This window comes from Paraburkholderia sp. BR14312 (assembly GCF_040948675.1).
GTDB lineage: Bacteria > Pseudomonadota > Gammaproteobacteria > Burkholderiales > Burkholderiaceae > Paraburkholderia > Paraburkholderia nodosa_A.
Genome location: NZ_JBFPKI010000014.1, coordinates 193,449 through 210,683 on the forward strand (window position 1 = coordinate 193,449; position 17,235 = coordinate 210,683).

Sequence of the window (17,235 nt, forward strand, 5' to 3'; positions counted from 1 at the left end):
GGCGACCGCCGCGGCGCGCCTTATTCGGGCTGCGCCGGCGCCTTCTTCGCGCCGCGCGGCGCGCTGCGGCCTGCGCCGCCGCTGTTGCCATTGCCGTTGCCATTGCCGTTGCCGTTGCCGGTGTTGCTGCTCCGCTTGGCGGTGCTGCTGCGTTTGGCCGTGGCGGCTTCGGTCTTCGCCTGCGCCTCGCTCACCGCTTGCGCCGCCGCTTGCGCGGCCTGCGCCGCGGCGGCGGGCTGCGCCATCGCGAATTGCGCAAGTTGGTTGAACTGCGCCTGGACGAGATTCCACCACGAACCCGCGTCGAAGCCCGGCGGCGCGGCTGCCGCACCTTCGGACGCAGCGCCTGCGTTCGCGGCCTCGGGCTCGGTAGCCCGCTCGCGCGCGGCGCCCGCTCTCGGCGCTTCGGATTCGGCGTGCGTCGGAGTCATCTGCGCCTGCGCGAACGCGCCGAACGCACGCAGCGTGGTGAGCGTGGCGCGCTGTACCTCGAGCGCCTGGATGGCGGACTGCAATATACCGAGATTGAGCTTGAGCCACTGCTCGACGGCGCGCAGATCGGTGATCCGCTTGTCGAGTTCCTCGATGTTGGTGAGCGGCGTCATCATGTCGGTCATCATCGAAAGCGGCGGGCCAAAGGCTTGCGCCACGCCCGGTTCGCCGCCTGGAAACGCGCCGCCGAACGGCGTGAGGCGCATCATCCCCCACATCTGGTCGAGCATTTCGGCGGGCGGAAAGCCCGGAAAACCCGGGAACGGCGGCATGGTGCCTGCTGAGTCGGTCATGCGGTACTCCCTCGCATAGATAGGTGGTCAAATGCGCGCGCGCGGGCGGCACGAAACGATCTCTTCGATGATAGCGCGCGTAAAACCAGAAATCGGCAGAAAGCGCGAATCAGAATGGATCGCCGCCCGGAAACTCCGGCGCGCGCCGCTCGCGCAGCGACTTCACGCCTTCGCGCACATCGGGTCCCGCGAAGCCCATGAATTCGAGCGCGAGCGACGTGTCGAAGTTCGGCCCCGCCATGCGCAGCCAGTTGTTGAGCGCGTACTTGGTCCAGCGCAACGCGGTTTGCGAACCGTTGGCGAGGCGCTTCGCCACTTCGAACGCTTTCGGCAGCAAGTCGTTCTCGTCCACGGCGAGCGAGACGAGGCCGATGCGCTCCGCCTCCTCGCCGCTCACCGGCTCGCACAGCAGCAGGTAATACTTCGCCTTCGCCATGCCGCACAACAGCGGCCACACGATCGCCGCGTGGTCGCCCGCCGCGACGCCCAGGCGCGTATGGCCATCGATGATGCGCGCCGTTTTGGTGGCGATGGAAATGTCGGCCAGCAGTCCCGCGACGAGCCCCGCGCCCACCGCCGGACCGTGCATGGCCGAGACGATCGGCTTGCCGCAGTTGATCACGTTGTAGACGAGGTCGCGCGCCTCGCGCCACACACGCGCGCGCACGTCGAAATGCGTGGCCATGTCCTCGACGAGCTGCAAGTCGCCGCCCGCCGAAAAGCCCTTGCCCTCGCCGCGAATCACGGCGACGCGCGCGTCGGGATCGCGATCCACGTCGCGCCAGATCTCGGCGAGTTCGCGGTGCATGTTGGCGTCGGCGGTCGCGAGGCCGCTCTTGTTCGTGCCCTCGCCGCTCATCACGATCTCGACGATGCCGTGCTCGTGCCGCCGCACGCGCAAAGCGTGATAGTGGGCGTAAAAAGGATCGTTCATGGGCGGACCTCCTTTGCTTCGGATTACTGATTACGTGAAAGCGATGGCACTGCCGCTCATCAATGCGGCTGATACATCCACTTGCCATCGTGGATCTCGACCATCACGCGCGCTCGCGCGTCGAGGCCGAGGTGATCGGTGGCGCTCATGTTGACGACGCCATTGGTGTCATGCAGCCCGTGCGTCGCTTCGAGCGCGTCGCGCAGCGCGCGGCGAAACGCGGGCGTGCCGGGCGCTGCCGACTTGAGCGCGACGGGTATCGCGTTCTGCAGCAGGAGCCCCGCGTCCCACGTGTAGGCGCCGAATGCCGACACGGTGCCCGCGCCGTTACGGGCCTCGTAACGCGAAATATAGTCGAGCGCGAGGCGCCGGCCGGGCTGGTCCTCGGGCAGTTGCGCCGCCACCAGCACCTGGCTTGCGGGCAGGAACGTGCCGTTGCAGTCGGCGCCGCACACGCGCAGGAAGTCGCGGTTGCCCACGCCGTGGTTGTGATAGATGACGCCCTTGTAACCGCGCTCCTTGAGCGCCTTGGGCGGCAGCGCGGCGGGCGTACCGGCCGCGCCGACCACGACGGCATCCGGGTGCGCCGCGACGATCTTGAGGACTTGCCCCGTCACGCTCGGATCGGTGCGATTGAAGCGCTCGTTCGCGACCAGCTTGATGTCGTGCTGCTGCGCGGCCTTCGCAATCTCGGCGTAGAACGTCTCGCCGAGCGCGTCGGCCTGGCCGATATAGGCGAGCGTCTTCACGTTGTGCGCGGCTGCGTGCTCCATGATCGCGCCGGCCATCATCGCGTCGGTTTGCGGCGTCTTGAACATCCAGTGGCGCTTGTCGTCGACGGGCTCGATGATCTTCGCCGACGATGCGAGCGAGATCGTGGGCGTCTCGCCTTGCGCGATCACGTCGAGCATCGCGAGCGAGTTGGGTGTGATCGACGAGCCGATGATCGCATCGACATGCTGCTCGTCGATGAGCTTCTTCGTGTCCTGCACGGCCTGGGTCGTGTCGGAGGCGTCGTCGAGCACGATGTACTGAACTTTCTGACCCGCGATCTCGGTGGGGAACATCGCGGCGGTCTCGCGCGCGGGAATGCCGAGCGAGGCGGCCGGACCCGTGAGCGAAAGCACGAGACCGATCTTGACCTGCGCGAGCGCGATCGTGGGCGCACAGACAGAAAAAAGCAGGGCGATGCGTACAGCAAGACGGCTGGGGCGAGAAGCGTTCACGGTGTCTCCTTGTCGTTTTACGTTCGGATGCTGCGTGCTTCTACGGCTCGTACCTTGACTGCTCTGCCCGATGCGCTCGAAGAAAAAGGGCGTTCGCCAGTGTAGCCGCACGCGTGGCGCGCGGCATCCGGCGAAACCCTTCAGCGTTTGCGTGTCAATGCTCGCCGTGGAGCGACGCCACGGCCTGATCGATCGCGCCGAAAATCGACTTGCCCGCTTCGTCGAGCATCTCGATCTTCACGCTGTCGCCGAATTTCATGAACTCGGTGCTCGCCTGTCCGCTTTCGATCGTTTCGAGGCAGCGTTTCTCGGCAATGCAACAGTAGCCGCGCTTTGTGTCCTTGTTCGAGACCGTGCCCGAACCGACGATGGCGCCCGCGCGCAGATTGCGCGTTTTCGCAGCGTGCGCGATCAGCTGGCCGAAGTGGAACACCATGTCCGTGCCGGCATCGGGCTGACCCACCTTCTTGCCGTTCCAGTGCACGATGAGCGGCAGGTGCACGCGCCCTTCGCGCCAGTGCTCGCCGAGCTCGTCGGGCGTGACCATCACCGGCGCGAATGCGCTGGCCGGCTTGCTCTGGAAAAAGCCGAAGCCCTTCGCGAGTTCCGCGGGAATGAGATTGCGCAGCGAGACGTCGTTGACGAGCGCAACGAGCCGCACGGCCCGCAGCGCTTCGTCGGGGCTCGCGCCCATCGGCACGTCGCCGGTCACGACGGCGACTTCGGCCTCGAAGTCGATGCCGAACGCCTCGGACGCGCACACGATGTCGTCGCACGGCCCGATGAAGTCGTCGCTGCCGCCCTGGTACATGAGCGGGTCGGTCCAGAATTCGGCGGGCATCTCGGCGCCGCGCGCGCGACGCACGAGTTCGACGTGATTCACGTACGACGAGCCATCCGCCCATTGGTACGCACGCGGTAGCGGCGCCATGCAATTGCGCGCGTCGAAGCTGAACGCGTTGCGCGCGCGCCCGTAGTTGAGCGCGTCGTACAGCTCGGCGAGCTGCGGCGCGTAAAAGCGCCAGTCGTCGAGCACGCGCTGCAGCGTGGGTGCGATCGCGTCGGCAATGGCGGCGCTGCGCAGGTCGCGGGAAACGACGATCAGCTGGCCGTCGCGGGTGCCGTCCTTCAGCGTGGCAAGTTTCATGGAATCAGACGTGAGTGACGATAAGGGAAATGTATTCTACGATGGTGAATCGGCGGGCCCCAAGCGGGCGTGCCGTACGCCCCCAGTCGCCGTACGTTCGAACACCACAACGCATCCCATGCCGCCAACCGTCCGATCCGCCTCGCCGCGCGCGAGCGCCCCAGACGCCACGAACGCCGAAGATCTCGCCGATCCCCTCGACACCGCCGAAGCTGCGGAAGGCGCCGAAGCCGGCGAAGAAAAACTGCGCTCGGGCATCCAGTCGATCGAAGTGGGGTTTCGCCTGCTCGAAGTGCTCACGAACGAACCGCGCGCGATGATGCTGCGCGACCTCGCGCAGCGCGCGGGCATGAGCCCGGCGAAGGCGCACCGCTATCTCGTGAGCTTCATGCGCCTTGGCGTGGTCGCGCAGGACCCGCTCTCGGGGCGCTACGAACTGGGCGGCTTCGCGTTGCAGCTCGGACTCGCGCGCCTCGCGCGCGTGGACGGCGTCAAGCTCGCGCGCCTCGCGCTCACCGAATTGCGCGACGCGCTCGACATCACCGTGGGCATCGCCGTGTGGGGCAACCAGGGGCCGACCGTCGTGCACTGGCTGGAGTCGAGCCACCCCGCGAAAGCGTCGCTCAAGCTCGGCGATGTGATGCCGATGCTCAGTTCCGCCACGGGCCTGCTGTTCGCCGCCTACCTGCCGCGCAGCAAGACGGTCCCCATGATCGAGCGCGAACTCGCGGGCGCGCAGCAGTACTCATACGGCTCGACGCCGCGCACGGCCGATGCGCTCGAACAGGCGCTCGCGGAAGTGCGCGAGCATGGCGCAGCGCGTGTGGAAGGCATGTTGCTGCCGACCATCCACGCGTTCTGCACGCCCGTGTTCGACGCGAGCGGCGAACTCGCGCTCGGGCTCATCGCGCTCGGTCACGAAGGCGCGTTCGATATCGCCTGGAACGGCGCCGTGGACACCGCGCTGCGCGCGTGCGCCGAAAAACTGTCGTACGAATTGGGGTACAGTCCAACGCCGCGCTGAGGGCTGTGTCCCCGGGGCCGGCACATGTGACCCTGCTCGCGCGCGTCTGCGTTTCTGCAAGCACCCGGCGGGTTGTGTCACATTAACGTACGACCGATACCGACTCACGAACCGCCGATGTCCACGCCAGCCGCCCCGCGCGAGGCACGCCGCCTCGACACCGACTCACGCACGCCGCAGCACATGCGCGCGTGGCGCTGGGTCGGTGTGTTCGTCGCGGTCACGGCGCTGCATTGGCTCGCGGCCGAATGGTTCGAGCGGCATCACGGCGCGCCGCCGCCTGTCGCGCACGTGCGCGTGCCCGTGCAAGTGGCGCTCCTCAAACCCGAACGCATCGAGCGCGAGGCCAAGCCCGCGGGCCCCGCGGCAGCGCCCGCGCATGCCGCGCCCAAACCCGCACCGAAGCCTGCCGAGCCGCACACGCTGCACGCGGTGACGCCGCCCAAACCGCACCCCAAAGCGCCGGCTGCGCCGCCGGATACGCAGGCGGCGTCCGCGCCCGCAGCCGCGTCGCCAGCCAGCGCGAGCGCCGCCGGCACCAGCGGGACCGCTGGCACGGCGCCCGGCAACGGCAAGCAGCCTTCGGCGCAAGCCACGCAGGCCTCGCACGGACTGAAGTTTTCGGTGCCCCCATCGGGCGAACTGCAGTACGACACGTTCTATAACGGCGTGCGCAATCAGCCCGGCACGATCCACTGGTCGAGCGACGGGCAGCGCTACGAGATGGTCGTGCGTGTGCCCCTGCCCTTCGTCGGCGAGTTCAGCTGGACGAGCAAGGGCCGTGTAGACGCCTTCGGCCTCGCACCCGATCAGTACATCGAAAAGCGCGGCCATCGCCCTTCGGATGTGACGGTTTTCAATCGCACCGACAAGCAGATCGTGTTCACGCGCACGCCGAACTCGCTCGCGCTGCCCGATGGCGCGCAGGACCGCTTCAGCATGGTGATGCAGCTTGCGAGCCTCGTGCGCGGCGACCCCGACGCGTACAAGCCCGGCGTCACGCGCGAGTTCTATGTCGCGGACAACGACAGCGGCGAGACCTGGCCCATCACCACGATCGGCGACGAAACCGTGAGCACGGATCATGGCTACGTCACCGCGCGCCACTTCATGCGTCTGCCCCGTCGCGAGGGCGACAAGCGGCGCATCGACGTGTGGCTCGCGCAGTCGCTCGGCTGGTTGCCCGTGCGCCTCGTGCAAACCGAACCGAATGGCAACCAGTTCGAACTGGTGTGGCGTGGCGCACTCACGGTGCCGAGCGCATCGAACGCGCCCGCGCCAGCGCCCGATTCTGCGGCGGCCGCAACCGCCCCGGCGCCCAGCGCGGCAACCGACACAACATCGGCACAATCGGCAACACCGGAGGCGGCGCCGGCTTCTGCGCCTGCTGCATCACAAGCGCAACCGCAACCGTCTGCGCAGCCGGCGCCACCCGCCAATTTGCAGACAGAACAGCCAACAGAATCACCGCCTCAACCGTCTACTGGCGATGCGCAACCCTCATCCGCTTCGCCAGGCCCGGCGGCCGAGCATCCCTGAGCGCGCAAGCGCACGCACCACTTGATCCGGACGGCCCGCTTCACAACACAAATTCGCGAAATAGCGCATACTGGAATCGAGCCATGCGTCAAGGATCGCAAGGCATCGCGCGCATCACGAAGGGCCAAAGAACAAGCAGACGAAACACGGCAGCACGACGCCGCGCGCAAACAACGGACCAGTGAACGGACCGACAAACTGACCAGCAAACGGACCAACAAACGGACCAGCACGAACAAACCGATACACCGCTGCACAAGACGGACAAAATCGGCACGACACAATAAACAGCGCAGCAAACAGGGACGCGACACACAAGCTAACGAACATCGCATCGCGCATCGTCTGCGCGCGCCAGGCGCGCGGATTGCTCCACCAGCATCGCGTGCATGCAGTACCTCGCAAACGGCTTGACTCCCAGCCTGGAAGGCGAAGGAGGAACCCATGCAAGTGACTGTCAATGGCATCGATACGCACTATGTCTTCGACGACAGGAGCGGTGGGCCCGCGCTGGCGTTCATTCACCAACTGGGCGGCGACCTTGGCGTGTGGGACACGCTCGCCGGACATTTCCGCCACCGCCACAGCGTACTGCGCTATGACGTGCGCGGCCACGGCGCGAGCGCCGTCGCGAGCGAGCCTTTCGGCTTCACAGAACTCGCCGCCGACCTCGATGCGCTTTTCGACGCCACTGGCATCGAGCATGCGCATCTCGTGGGCATGTCGATGGGCGGCATGATCGCGCAGCAGTTTGCGCTCGATTTCCCGGAACGCGTGACAACGCTCACGCTTTGCGACACGGCGAGTCATACGCCGCCACAAGCGCGCGAAACATGGAACGAGCGCGCCGCCACAGTACGCAGCGAAGGCCTCGGGGCGCTCGTCGACGCAACGATGGCACGCTGGTTCACCGCCGACTTCCGGCATGCGCATGCGCCGACTGTCGAGCGCATTTGTGACGTTTTATTACGGACCCCTTCAGAAGGTTATGCGATGGCATGCGAGGCGCTACGCGATTTCGACGTGCAAAAGAGGCTCGCGCAACTGCGCGTGCCGACGCTCGCAGTCGCGGGTCGCCACGACAGCGGCACGCCAGTGGCCATGACGCAGGCCCTTGCAAGCGCGATAGAAGGGTCGCATTTCGTGGTGCTCGATGCCGCGCATCTGGCCCCGGTAGAGGAGTCGCACCGTTTCACTGCTTTGCTAGAAACGTTTCTCAAGCAGTTGGTCTAAGCAGTTCGAAGTAAAAGCATCATGGCAGTGGCAGCAGACACAGTTGTGAATTGAAGTAAAAAGGGAGAGCAGTCCACATAAGAGGTGATGCGGGACCCACCCCTTGAATTCCAGAACGAACGCTCCATGTATTGACCGAGAAGGTCAGGGGAGCACAGGAAAAAGGAGTGTCGCCATGCAAATGATCTACAACAGTCCCAACTATTGCGTCGTCGAGTTCCCACCGCAGGACGGCCACAGCGCGATGCGCGCAGGAGGCTACGAGATCGTCGACAAAAACGCACGCCGCGAGATCTTCATCGACGGCGTGATGGCGGCACGTTTTCGCGAAGACGTGCAAAAGCTGATGGATGAAGACCAGTCGCTCGACGAAGTCGACGAATTCCTCGGACAGTTCGACAGCCTCATGCAGCAACCCGTCGTGCTTCACTGACGCTAGCGCACCCCGCGGCACTCAACGCGCAGCGTCCTTCACACGAAACCCCGTCCGGCTTGCCCGGCCGGGGTTTTCTTTTGGCCGTCCGGCGCGAGCCACAGCGGTTGCCTGCGCGCGACGCCGCCCGCAGCGGCGCGTTGCCGCAGCGGCTACAATGTGGGGTTTCCCAGTTCAACCGGCACCACGCCCGCCCGCGATCCATGAACCAGCCCGCAGCCCTTGCCCCGCGCCCCGCCGGGGACGCCAAATACACGCGCGGCGCAGCGCTTCCCGCGCTGCTCGCCTCGCGTATCGTGATCCTCGACGGCGCGATGGGCACGATGATCCAGCGCTACAAGCTCGACGAAGCCGCCTATCGAGGTAAAGGCGGCGTCGAACGCTTCAAGGACTACCCGCGCGATATCAAGGGCAACAACGAACTGCTCTCACTCACGCAGCCGCAGATCATCAGCGAGATTCACGAGCAGTATCTCGCGGCGGGCGCGGACATCATCGAGACCAACACGTTCGGCGCGACCACGGTGGCCCAGGACGACTACGGCATGGGCGATCTCGCCATCGAGATGAACGTCGAGTCGGCGAAGCTCGCGCGCGCCGCGTGCGCAAAGTATTCGACGCCGGACAAGCCGCGCTTCGCCGCGGGCGCGATTGGGCCGACGCCGAAAACGGCAAGCATCTCGCCCGACGTGAACGATCCGGGCGCGCGCAACGTCACGTTCGAAGAACTGCGCAATGCGTACTACGAGCAGGCGAAGGCGCTCATGGACGGCGGCTGCGACCTCTTCCTCGTCGAGACGATCTTCGACACGCTCAACGCCAAGGCCGCGCTGTTCGCGCTCGACCAGCTCTTCGAAGACACGGGCGAGAATCTGCCGATCATGATCTCGGGCACCGTCACCGATGCCTCGGGCCGCATTCTCTCGGGCCAGACCGTCGAAGCGTTCTGGAATTCGCTGCGCCACGCGAGACCGCTCACGTTCGGCCTGAACTGCGCGCTGGGCGCGGCGCTCATGCGCCCGTACATCGCCGAGCTTGCGAAGCTCTGCGACACCTACGTCTCGTGCTATCCGAACGCGGGCCTGCCCAACCCGATGAGCGACACGGGCTTCGACGAAACGCCCGCCGATACCTCGGCACTGCTCAAGGAATTCGCGAGCGCCGGTCTCGTGAACGTGGCGGGCGGCTGCTGCGGCACGACGCCCGAGCACATCGCGGCCATTGCCAAAGCGCTCGCCGAGGTCAAGCCGCGCCGCTGGCCCGGCCAGTATCGCGACGCCGCCTGAAGGCAATTTCGACCGCTGCTTCCGAGTCCCGCTCCAACACCCTACGATCCGGTCCCACGCCATGACTGACCATACCCTGCGCCTTTCCGGCCTCGAACCCTTCAACGTGACCGAAGGCACGCTGTTCATCAACGTGGGCGAGCGCACCAACGTGACCGGCTCGAAGGCTTTCGCGCGGATGATTCTCAACGGCCAGTTCGACGAGGCGCTCGCGGTTGCGCGCCAGCAGGTCGAAAACGGCGCACAGGTCATCGACGTCAACATGGACGAAGCCATGCTCGACTCGAAGGCGGCCATGGTGCGCTTCATGAACCTCATTGCCTCCGAGCCCGACATTGCGCGCGTGCCGATCATGATCGACTCGTCGAAGTGGGACGTGATCGAGGCGGGCCTGCAATGCGTGCAGGGCAAGGCCATCGTCAACTCGATCTCGCTCAAGGAAGGCAAGGAGCAGTTCGTGCATCACGCGAAGCTGATTCGCCGCTATGGCGCGGCGAGCGTGGTGATGGCGTTCGACGAGCAGGGCCAGGCCGATACATTCGCGCGCAAGACCGAGATCTGCAAGCGCTCCTACGACATCCTCGTGAACGAAGTGGGCTTCCCGCCCGAGGACATCATCTTCGACCCGAACATCTTCGCGGTGGCCACGGGCATCGAGGAGCACAACAACTACGCGGTGGACTTCATCGAAGCCACGCGCTGGATCAAGCAGAACCTGCCCTACGCGAAGATCAGCGGCGGCGTGTCGAACGTGTCGTTCTCGTTCCGCGGCAACGACCCCGTGCGCGAGGCGATCCACACCGTGTTCCTCTACCACGCCATTCAGGCCGGCATGGACATGGGCATCGTGAACGCGGGCCAGCTCGGCGTGTACGCCGACCTCGACGCCGAGTTGCGCGAGCGCGTGGAAGACGTGGTGCTCAACCGCCGCGCCGACGGCACCGACCGTCTGCTCGAGATCGCCGACAAGTTCAAGACCGGCGCCGCGAAGAAGGAAGAGAACCTCGAGTGGCGCAACCAGGCGGTCGAAAAGCGTCTTGCGCACGCACTCGTGCACGGCATCACGAACTTCATTGTCGAGGACACCGAAGAAGCGCGCGAAAAGATCATGGGCGGCGGCGGCCGCCCGATCAACGTGATCGAAGGCCCGCTCATGGACGGCATGAACATCGTCGGCGACCTGTTCGGCCAGGGCAAGATGTTCCTGCCGCAGGTCGTGAAGTCGGCGCGCGTGATGAAGCAGGCCGTGGCCCACCTCATTCCGTTCATCGAGGAAGAAAAGCGCCTGCTCGCCGAGTCGGGCGCCGACGTGCGCGCGAAGGGCAAGATCGTCATCGCGACCGTGAAGGGCGACGTGCACGACATCGGCAAGAACATCGTGTCAGTGGTGCTCCAGTGCAATAACTTCGAAGTGGTCAACATGGGCGTGATGGTCCCGTGCAACGAGATCCTCGCGAAGGCCAAGGTCGAAGGCGCGGATATCGTCGGCCTCTCGGGGCTCATTACGCCCTCGCTCGAGGAAATGGCTTACGTTGCGAGCGAAATGCAGCGCGACGACTACTTCCGCATCAAGAAGATTCCGCTGCTCATTGGTGGCGCGACCACCTCGCGCGTGCATACGGCCGTGAAGATCGCGCCGCACTACGAAGGTCCGGTCGTGTACGTGCCGGACGCGTCGCGTTCGGTTTCGGTGGCGTCGAGCCTGCTGTCGGACGAAGGCGCGGCGAAGTACCTCGACGAGCTCAAGGCCGACTACGAGCGCATTCGCGACCAGCACGCCAACCGGAAGGCGACGCCGCTCGTGACGCTCGAAGAAGCGCGCGCGAACAAGACGAAGATCGACTGGGCGAACTTCCAGCCCGTGAAGCCGAAGTTCATCGGCCGCCGCGTGTTCAAGAATTTCGACCTGAACGAACTCGCGAATTACATCGACTGGGGTCCGTTCTTCCAGACGTGGGATCTCGCCGGCCCCTATCCGCAGATCCTCAACGACGAGATCGTGGGCGAGTCGGCACGCCGCGTGTTTTCCGACGCGAAGTCGATGCTTTCGCGCCTGATTCAGGGCCGCTGGCTGCAGGCCAACGGCGTGATCGCGCTGTTGCCCGCGAACACGGTGAACGACGACGACATCGAGATCTACACCGACGAGTCGCGCAGCGAAGTCGCGCTCACGTGGCGCAACCTGCGCCAGCAGTCGGTGCGCCCGGTGGTGGACGGCGTGATGCGGCCGAACCGGTCGCTTGCCGACTTCATCGCGCCGAAGGACTCGGGCGTGGCGGACTACATCGGCATGTTCGCGGTGACGGCGGGCATTGGCGTGGACGTGAAGGAAGCGCAGTTCGAGAAGGACCACGACGACTACAGCGCGATCATGCTCAAGGCGCTCGCGGACCGCTTCGCGGAAGCGTTCGCCGAAGCGCTGCACGCACGCGTGCGCCGCGACCTGTGGGGCTATGCGGCGAGCGAAACGCTCGACAACGACGCCCTGATCGCCGAAAAGTACGCGGGCATTCGCCCGGCGCCCGGCTACCCGGCCTGCCCGGATCACCTCGTGAAGCGCGACATGTTCGACTTCCTGCAGGCGGGCGAGATTGGCATGAGCGTGACGGAATCGCTCGCCATGCTGCCGGCCGCGAGCGTTTCGGGCTTCTATCTCGCGCACCCGGACAGCACGTATTTCTCGGTGGGCAAGATCGGCCAGGACCAGCTCGCCGACTATGCAAAGCGTATGTCGCTCTCCGACCAGGACGCCCGCCGCGCGCTCGCGCCGCAACTCTAGGCCGCACGGCGCGCCGCCCCGCGCGGCGCGCTTTTCCCCCGTTGCGCTACCCCCTGTTGTCGCCGCCCGACATACGCCATCCGGCAAGGTGAAGATTACGCGCGCGCGATTTTTCGGCTTTGTAAGATGGCCCGGCAAGACCCGGTATCACCTGCATGACACCCGGCCACATGCGGCAAGGCCGCGCCGGCTCGCTCATCAGCAAATCCTTAAAACGCAAAATCGAAGCAACCTCGACGGAGAAATCGTATGAAGAAGCTGATGTTGATGTTGACTGCCTTCGGCGTCGCGGCGCTTGCGCAGCCGTCGTTCGCCCAGCCGGCCGCGCCGGAGCAGGCGAGCCCGGCGACGTCGTATTCGGCGCCCACCGAAAAGCACGTGAAGAAGCCGAAGAAAAAGAAAATGATGAAGTCGGAGGCTTCTGCTGCCGAACCGGCGGCCGCCAGCCAGTAAGGTGAGCCGAAGGTGAACATAAGCAAAGAGCCCGCGAGATTGCGGGCTCTTTGCTTTTGGAACGTTGAATTGGGCGGGTCAACCAGGCGCAATGGCGCGCTCGCCCCCAGTCATGTCACGCAAGGACGTCAAGCACGGACCTCAAATGCCCCACAAAACGTCGTTGTCTTCCTTCTTCGCGGCGCGCAGCATATCGAGGAACGGAAAGGCGCGTTGCGCGAGGCCGACCGGCAGTTCGTGATGCACGTGGTCATCCTCGCCTTCGTGAAAGTGGCCTTCCTGCTCGTGGCGCTCTTTCTTGTCAGTGGCGATGGCTGCTTCGAGCTTGGTGATGGCGGTATCGAGTTCGTCGTGGGTGATCACGCCGCGCGGGCCGAGCCGCTTGCCGATGATGCCGAGAAGGTACTGTGCGAGGTTCTCCAGCATCGTGACGTCGGGCGCCGCGTGACATTTAAAAGTAACCAGCATGTCTGTTCCCTTTATGATTTTTTGGATCTGCGCGTGACGTTCCGGCCTGCGAAGCCAGACGGGCCAAGGCGACCCATGTCGCGCTACCTCATTTCACATATTAGCACCTGCTAAAATCCGTCAGGACGGAATTACCCGCAGGGCGCGGCGCCCGGACGTTCTGGCGTCAGGTACGCCGCCACGCCGCCTGCCGCAACGAGGCCCGCCGCGCATTGGCGCATGGCAATCGGGCCACCGCGAGGCTGGCGCGCCCTCACCCGTATCAGGCGGTCAGCGCCGGAAAGCCAGAGGCCATGCATGCCCCTGGACGCCCCGGCCCCGCATCCCATTACCCGCACAGGACTTGCAACCAGCATGCTGCCCGCACAGAAACACACCCTGGAGACCCTGCTCGCGCAAGCCGTAGCCCAGGTGGCGAAGGCCACCGAAGGCGCGAGCGAAGGCGCATTCGTCGTGCCCGTGATCACGCTCGAGCGCCCGAAGGTCGCCGCCCACGGCGATGTCGCCTGCAACGTCGCGATGCAGCTCGCCAAGCCCATGCGCGCGAATCCGCGCCAGCTCGCCCAGCAGATTGTCGACGCCGTGCTCGCCCAGCCCGAGGCCGCCGGCCTCGTCGAGGCGGCCGAAGTGGCCGGCCCCGGCTTCATCAACCTGCGTCTCACCGCCAACGCGAAGCGCGCCGTGATCGGCGCCGTGTTCGAGCAGGGCGAGGCATTCGGCCGCTCGCAGCGCGAAGCCGGCAAACGCGTACTCGTCGAGTTCGTTTCCGCCAACCCCACGGGCCCGCTGCACGTGGGCCACGGCCGCCAGGCCGCGCTCGGCGACGCCATCTCGAACGTGCTCGCCTCCCAGGGCTATGACGTGCACCGCGAGTTCTACTACAACGACGCGGGCGTGCAGATCGGCAACCTCGCCGTCTCCACCCAGGCGCGCGCGCGCGGCTTCAAGCCCGGCGACGCCGAATGGCCCGAGGCGGCCTACAACGGCGAATACATCGCCGACATCGCGCGCGACTACCTCGCGGGCGAAACGGTCGCGGCCAAGGACGGCGAGCCCGTCACGGGCGAGAAGGACCCGGAGAACCTCGAAGCGATCCGCCGCTTTGCCGTCGCCTATCTGCGCCACGAGCAGGATCTCGACCTGCAGGCGTTCGGCGTGAAGTTCGACCGCTACTACCTCGAGTCGTCGCTGTACACGGAAGGCCGCGTCGAGAAGACCGTCGAGGCGCTGGTCGCTTCGGGCCAGACCTACGAGCAGGAAGGCGCGCTGTGGCTCAAGACCACCGACTACGGCGACGACAAGGACCGCGTGATGCGCAAGTCCGACGGCACCTACACCTACTTCCTGCCCGATGTGGCCTACCACGTCACCAAGTGGGAGCGCGGCTTCACGAAGGTCATCAACATCCAGGGCTCCGATCACCACGGCACCATCGCGCGCGTGCGCGCGGGACTGCAGGCGCTCGGCATCGGCATTCCGAAGGGCTATCCCGACTACGTGCTGCACAAGATGGTCACGGTGATGCGCGACGGCCAGGAGGTGAAGATCTCCAAGCGCGCGGGCAGCTACGTGACGGTGCGCGACCTGATCGAATGGTCGGGCGGCGCGAACCCGGGCAGCGAAGTCTCGCCCGACCTGCTCGACGAGGCGACCATCCGCCGCGGCCGCGACGCCGTGCGCTTTTTCCTCATCTCGCGCAAGGCCGACACCGAATTCGTGTTCGACATCGACCTCGCGCTGAAGGAAAACGACGAAAACCCGGTGTACTACGTGCAGTACGCGCATGCGCGCATCTCGTCGATTCTCGGCGACTGGCAGGGCAAGTTCGGCGGCGATCCGGCCGCGCTGCCCAAGGTCGATCTCGCGCCGCTTGCCAGCGAGCGCGCGCTCGCGCTCATCGCGAAACTCGGCGAATTCCCCGACATGCTCACGCATGCCGCCAGCGAACTCGCGCCGCACGCGGTGGCGTTCTACCTGCGCGAACTCGCCGCTGAGTTTCACTCGTTCTACAATGCCGAACGCGTTCTCGTCGATGACGCCGCCGAACGCGACGCCCGCGTCGCCCTGCTCGCGGCCACGCGCCGGGTGCTCGCGAACGGCCTGGCCGTGATCGGCGTGTCCGCGCCGGAGCGCATGTAACGAGACGCGCGAGACCCGCGCGCAGCAGCTTGTTTGGGGCCGCCGCCTCGCGCGGACGGCCATTCCAGGATTCTCTTGTTTGCAGGTGATTCAGACGATGGCAAAACCGCGCCGCACTACAAAACAGCAGTCGAAGCAGTCCGGGGGAACCTTTCTCGGCATCGTGCTGGGCCTGATCGTCGGCCTTGCGATCGCGGTGGTGGTGGCGCTCTACATCACGCGCGCGCCCACGCCGTTCGTCTCGAAGGTCGCGCCGCCGGCCGCTTCCGACGTCGGCCAGAACAACGAGCAGGTCGATCCGAACCGCGCGCTGCAGGGCAAGTCGCCGGGCCAGCCGGTGCCGCAGGCCGCCCAAAGCACGCCGCCCAACACGGCCCCGGGGCAGACCACGAACCAGTCGCAGTCCTCGGGCATGCTCGAGGAGCCGCAGATCGTGGAAGTGCCGCCCTCGGGTTCGAACAGCAACGCCGCCAATAACAACGGCGTGGCCGTCGCGCCGCAACCGTCGACGGGTGAAAACGTCACGAGCGGCACGGCGATCGCGAAGAAGCCGCAGTCGGCCAGCAACTCGACGAGCAACCCGGCGCAGATCCTCGCGAACAACCCGCCGCAGAAGCCCGCCAACGCCGTGCCGACGCCCCCGGGCGCCAAGCCCGGCAGCGCCGCGCCCGCACCGGGCGACGCCAACACCGGCTACTTCCTGCAGGTGGGCGCGTACAAGACGTCGGGCGACGCCGAGCAGCAGCGCGCGCGCCTCGCGTTCCAGGGGTTCGAGTCGAAGGTCACGCAGCGCGACGCCGGCGGTGTGACGTACTATCGCGTGCGCATCGGTCCGTTCACGAAGTTCGACGACATGAACTCGACGCGTCAGCGCCTGTCCGACGCCGGTATCGATACGGCCGTCATCCGCTTCACGAAGCAGTAATCGCCGTCCGCGCCGCGCACCGCGCGCCCGCCCACCGAAGCCGCAGCCATTCAGCGGCATTCGCGTGAGGCCCGGCCACGGTGCGCGGCGCGAAGTCCGTCAACAAGCAACACCCGCGCAGCACCCGCATGCGTCTGGTTCGCGCCAACGGCGTCCTGCGGCAGACAACCGGCCGCCGCCGGTCCAAGAACAGTGGATTCCTACGCCATGAAACGACTTCTCGGTACGCTTTTTCTCTCGCTTTCGCTGATCGCCGGCGTGGCCCACGCCTCGGCCGCGGCACCCGTGGCCGGCAAGGACTACACGGTCCTGAAGGCACCCCAGGCGCTCGACGTGCCCGCGGGCAAGATCGAAGTGATCGAGTTCTTCTGGTACGGCTGCCCGCACTGCAACGCGTTCGACCCGTATCTCGAAGCGTGGATCAAGAAGCAGGGCCCGGACGTCGTGTTCAAGCGCGTGCCGGTGGCATTCCGTGACGACTTCATCCCGCACTCGAAGATGTACTACGCGCTCGACGCGCTCGGCCTCGCCCAGAAGCTCACGCCGGTCGTGTTCCACGAAATCCACGTGAACAAGAACTACCTGCTCACACCGGAAGAGCAGGCGAAGTTCCTCGCGACGCAAGGCGTGGATGCGAAGAAGTACATGGAAGCGTACAACTCGTTCTCGACGCAGAGCGCGCTGCAGCGCGACAAGGCCCTGCTCGACGCCTACAAGATCGACGGCGTGCCGACCATCGCCATCCAGGGCAAATACGAGACCGGCCCGGCCATGGTCCAGGGTCCGGAAGACAAGGCGCTGCCGGGCACGGCCCAGGTGATGGACTTCATCATCTCGCAGATCCGCGCGAAGAAGATGTGAGGT

At 65.8% G+C, this 17,235-nt stretch carries 15 protein-coding genes; 10 read left to right on the forward strand and 5 right to left on the reverse strand.

From position 1 onward, the window contains the following. Positions 1–20 precede the first annotated feature (20 nt). The 4 genes from AB3X98_RS33645 to AB3X98_RS33660 all read right to left on the reverse strand — a co-directional run bounded on the left by AB3X98_RS33645 (position 21) and on the right by AB3X98_RS33660 (position 4,092). The gene (locus tag AB3X98_RS33645) at positions 21–785 is read right to left on the reverse strand and encodes a PhaM family polyhydroxyalkanoate granule multifunctional regulatory protein (protein WP_368606934.1); all 765 of its coding nucleotides are present in this window, start codon (positions 783–785) and stop codon (positions 21–23) included. A 109-nt stretch (positions 786–894) separates the two neighbouring features. Then, positions 895–1,719, reverse strand: a complete 825-nt coding sequence (locus tag AB3X98_RS33650) for an enoyl-CoA hydratase/isomerase family protein (RefSeq protein WP_342949565.1) — start codon at positions 1,717–1,719, stop codon at positions 895–897. 59 nt (positions 1,720–1,778) lie between these two features. Next, a complete protein-coding gene (locus AB3X98_RS33655) occupies positions 1,779–2,909 on the reverse strand; it encodes an ABC transporter substrate-binding protein (RefSeq protein WP_368606942.1) in 1,131 nt (376 codons plus the stop codon). 190 nt (positions 2,910–3,099) lie between these two features. Beyond that, on the reverse strand, positions 3,100–4,092 hold the full coding sequence (locus AB3X98_RS33660; protein WP_368606935.1) for a fumarylacetoacetate hydrolase family protein: 993 nt from the start codon (positions 4,090–4,092) through the stop codon (positions 3,100–3,102). Between the two features lie 118 nt (positions 4,093–4,210). Between AB3X98_RS33660 and AB3X98_RS33665 the strand changes: the two genes are divergently transcribed. The 7 genes from AB3X98_RS33665 (at position 4,211) to AB3X98_RS33695 (ending at position 12,839) form a co-directional block, all read left to right on the forward strand. After that, the gene (locus tag AB3X98_RS33665) at positions 4,211–5,116 is read left to right on the forward strand and encodes an IclR family transcriptional regulator (RefSeq protein WP_368606936.1); all 906 of its coding nucleotides are present in this window, start codon (positions 4,211–4,213) and stop codon (positions 5,114–5,116) included. A 183-nt stretch (positions 5,117–5,299) separates the two neighbouring features. Continuing rightward, complete coding sequence (locus tag AB3X98_RS33670; RefSeq protein WP_368606943.1) at positions 5,300–6,655, forward strand: DUF3108 domain-containing protein; 1,356 nt, start codon at positions 5,300–5,302, stop codon at positions 6,653–6,655. A gap of 444 nt (positions 6,656–7,099) precedes the next feature. Then, on the forward strand, positions 7,100–7,888 hold the full coding sequence (gene pcaD, locus AB3X98_RS33675) for a 3-oxoadipate enol-lactonase (RefSeq protein ID WP_069265121.1): 789 nt from the start codon (positions 7,100–7,102) through the stop codon (positions 7,886–7,888). A 175-nt stretch (positions 7,889–8,063) separates the two neighbouring features. Continuing rightward, positions 8,064–8,321, forward strand: coding sequence for a DUF3567 domain-containing protein (locus AB3X98_RS33680; RefSeq protein WP_028201771.1), 258 nt, complete (start codon positions 8,064–8,066; stop codon positions 8,319–8,321). Between the two features lie 203 nt (positions 8,322–8,524). Next, positions 8,525–9,607, forward strand: coding sequence for a homocysteine S-methyltransferase family protein (locus AB3X98_RS33685; RefSeq protein ID WP_368606937.1), 1,083 nt, complete (start codon positions 8,525–8,527; stop codon positions 9,605–9,607). Positions 9,608–9,668: 61 nt separating this feature from the next. Then, complete coding sequence (metH, locus tag AB3X98_RS33690) at positions 9,669–12,386, forward strand: methionine synthase (protein WP_083245277.1); 2,718 nt, start codon at positions 9,669–9,671, stop codon at positions 12,384–12,386. A gap of 249 nt (positions 12,387–12,635) precedes the next feature. Further along, positions 12,636–12,839 carry an acid-shock protein gene (locus AB3X98_RS33695; protein ID WP_069265125.1) on the forward strand — a complete coding sequence of 68 codons (204 nt, stop codon included), beginning with the start codon at positions 12,636–12,638 and terminating at the stop codon, positions 12,837–12,839. A gap of 141 nt (positions 12,840–12,980) precedes the next feature. Here AB3X98_RS33695 and AB3X98_RS33700 read toward each other — a convergent pair whose 3' ends face one another. Next, on the reverse strand, positions 12,981–13,307 hold the full coding sequence (locus tag AB3X98_RS33700; protein ID WP_069265127.1) for a DUF1840 domain-containing protein: 327 nt from the start codon (positions 13,305–13,307) through the stop codon (positions 12,981–12,983). 354 nt (positions 13,308–13,661) lie between these two features. Between AB3X98_RS33700 and argS the strand changes: the two genes are divergently transcribed. The 3 genes from argS (at position 13,662) to AB3X98_RS33715 (ending at position 17,232) form a co-directional block, all read left to right on the forward strand. Beyond that, positions 13,662–15,446 carry an arginine--tRNA ligase gene (argS, locus tag AB3X98_RS33705; protein WP_069265129.1) on the forward strand — a complete coding sequence of 595 codons (1,785 nt, stop codon included), beginning with the start codon at positions 13,662–13,664 and terminating at the stop codon, positions 15,444–15,446. A 79-nt stretch (positions 15,447–15,525) separates the two neighbouring features. Then, on the forward strand, positions 15,526–16,371 hold the full coding sequence (locus tag AB3X98_RS33710) for an SPOR domain-containing protein (protein WP_342949569.1): 846 nt from the start codon (positions 15,526–15,528) through the stop codon (positions 16,369–16,371). Between the two features lie 207 nt (positions 16,372–16,578). Beyond that, positions 16,579–17,232 carry a thiol:disulfide interchange protein DsbA/DsbL gene (locus AB3X98_RS33715; protein ID WP_069265132.1) on the forward strand — a complete coding sequence of 218 codons (654 nt, stop codon included), beginning with the start codon at positions 16,579–16,581 and terminating at the stop codon, positions 17,230–17,232. Positions 17,233–17,235: the final 3 nt, after the last annotated feature.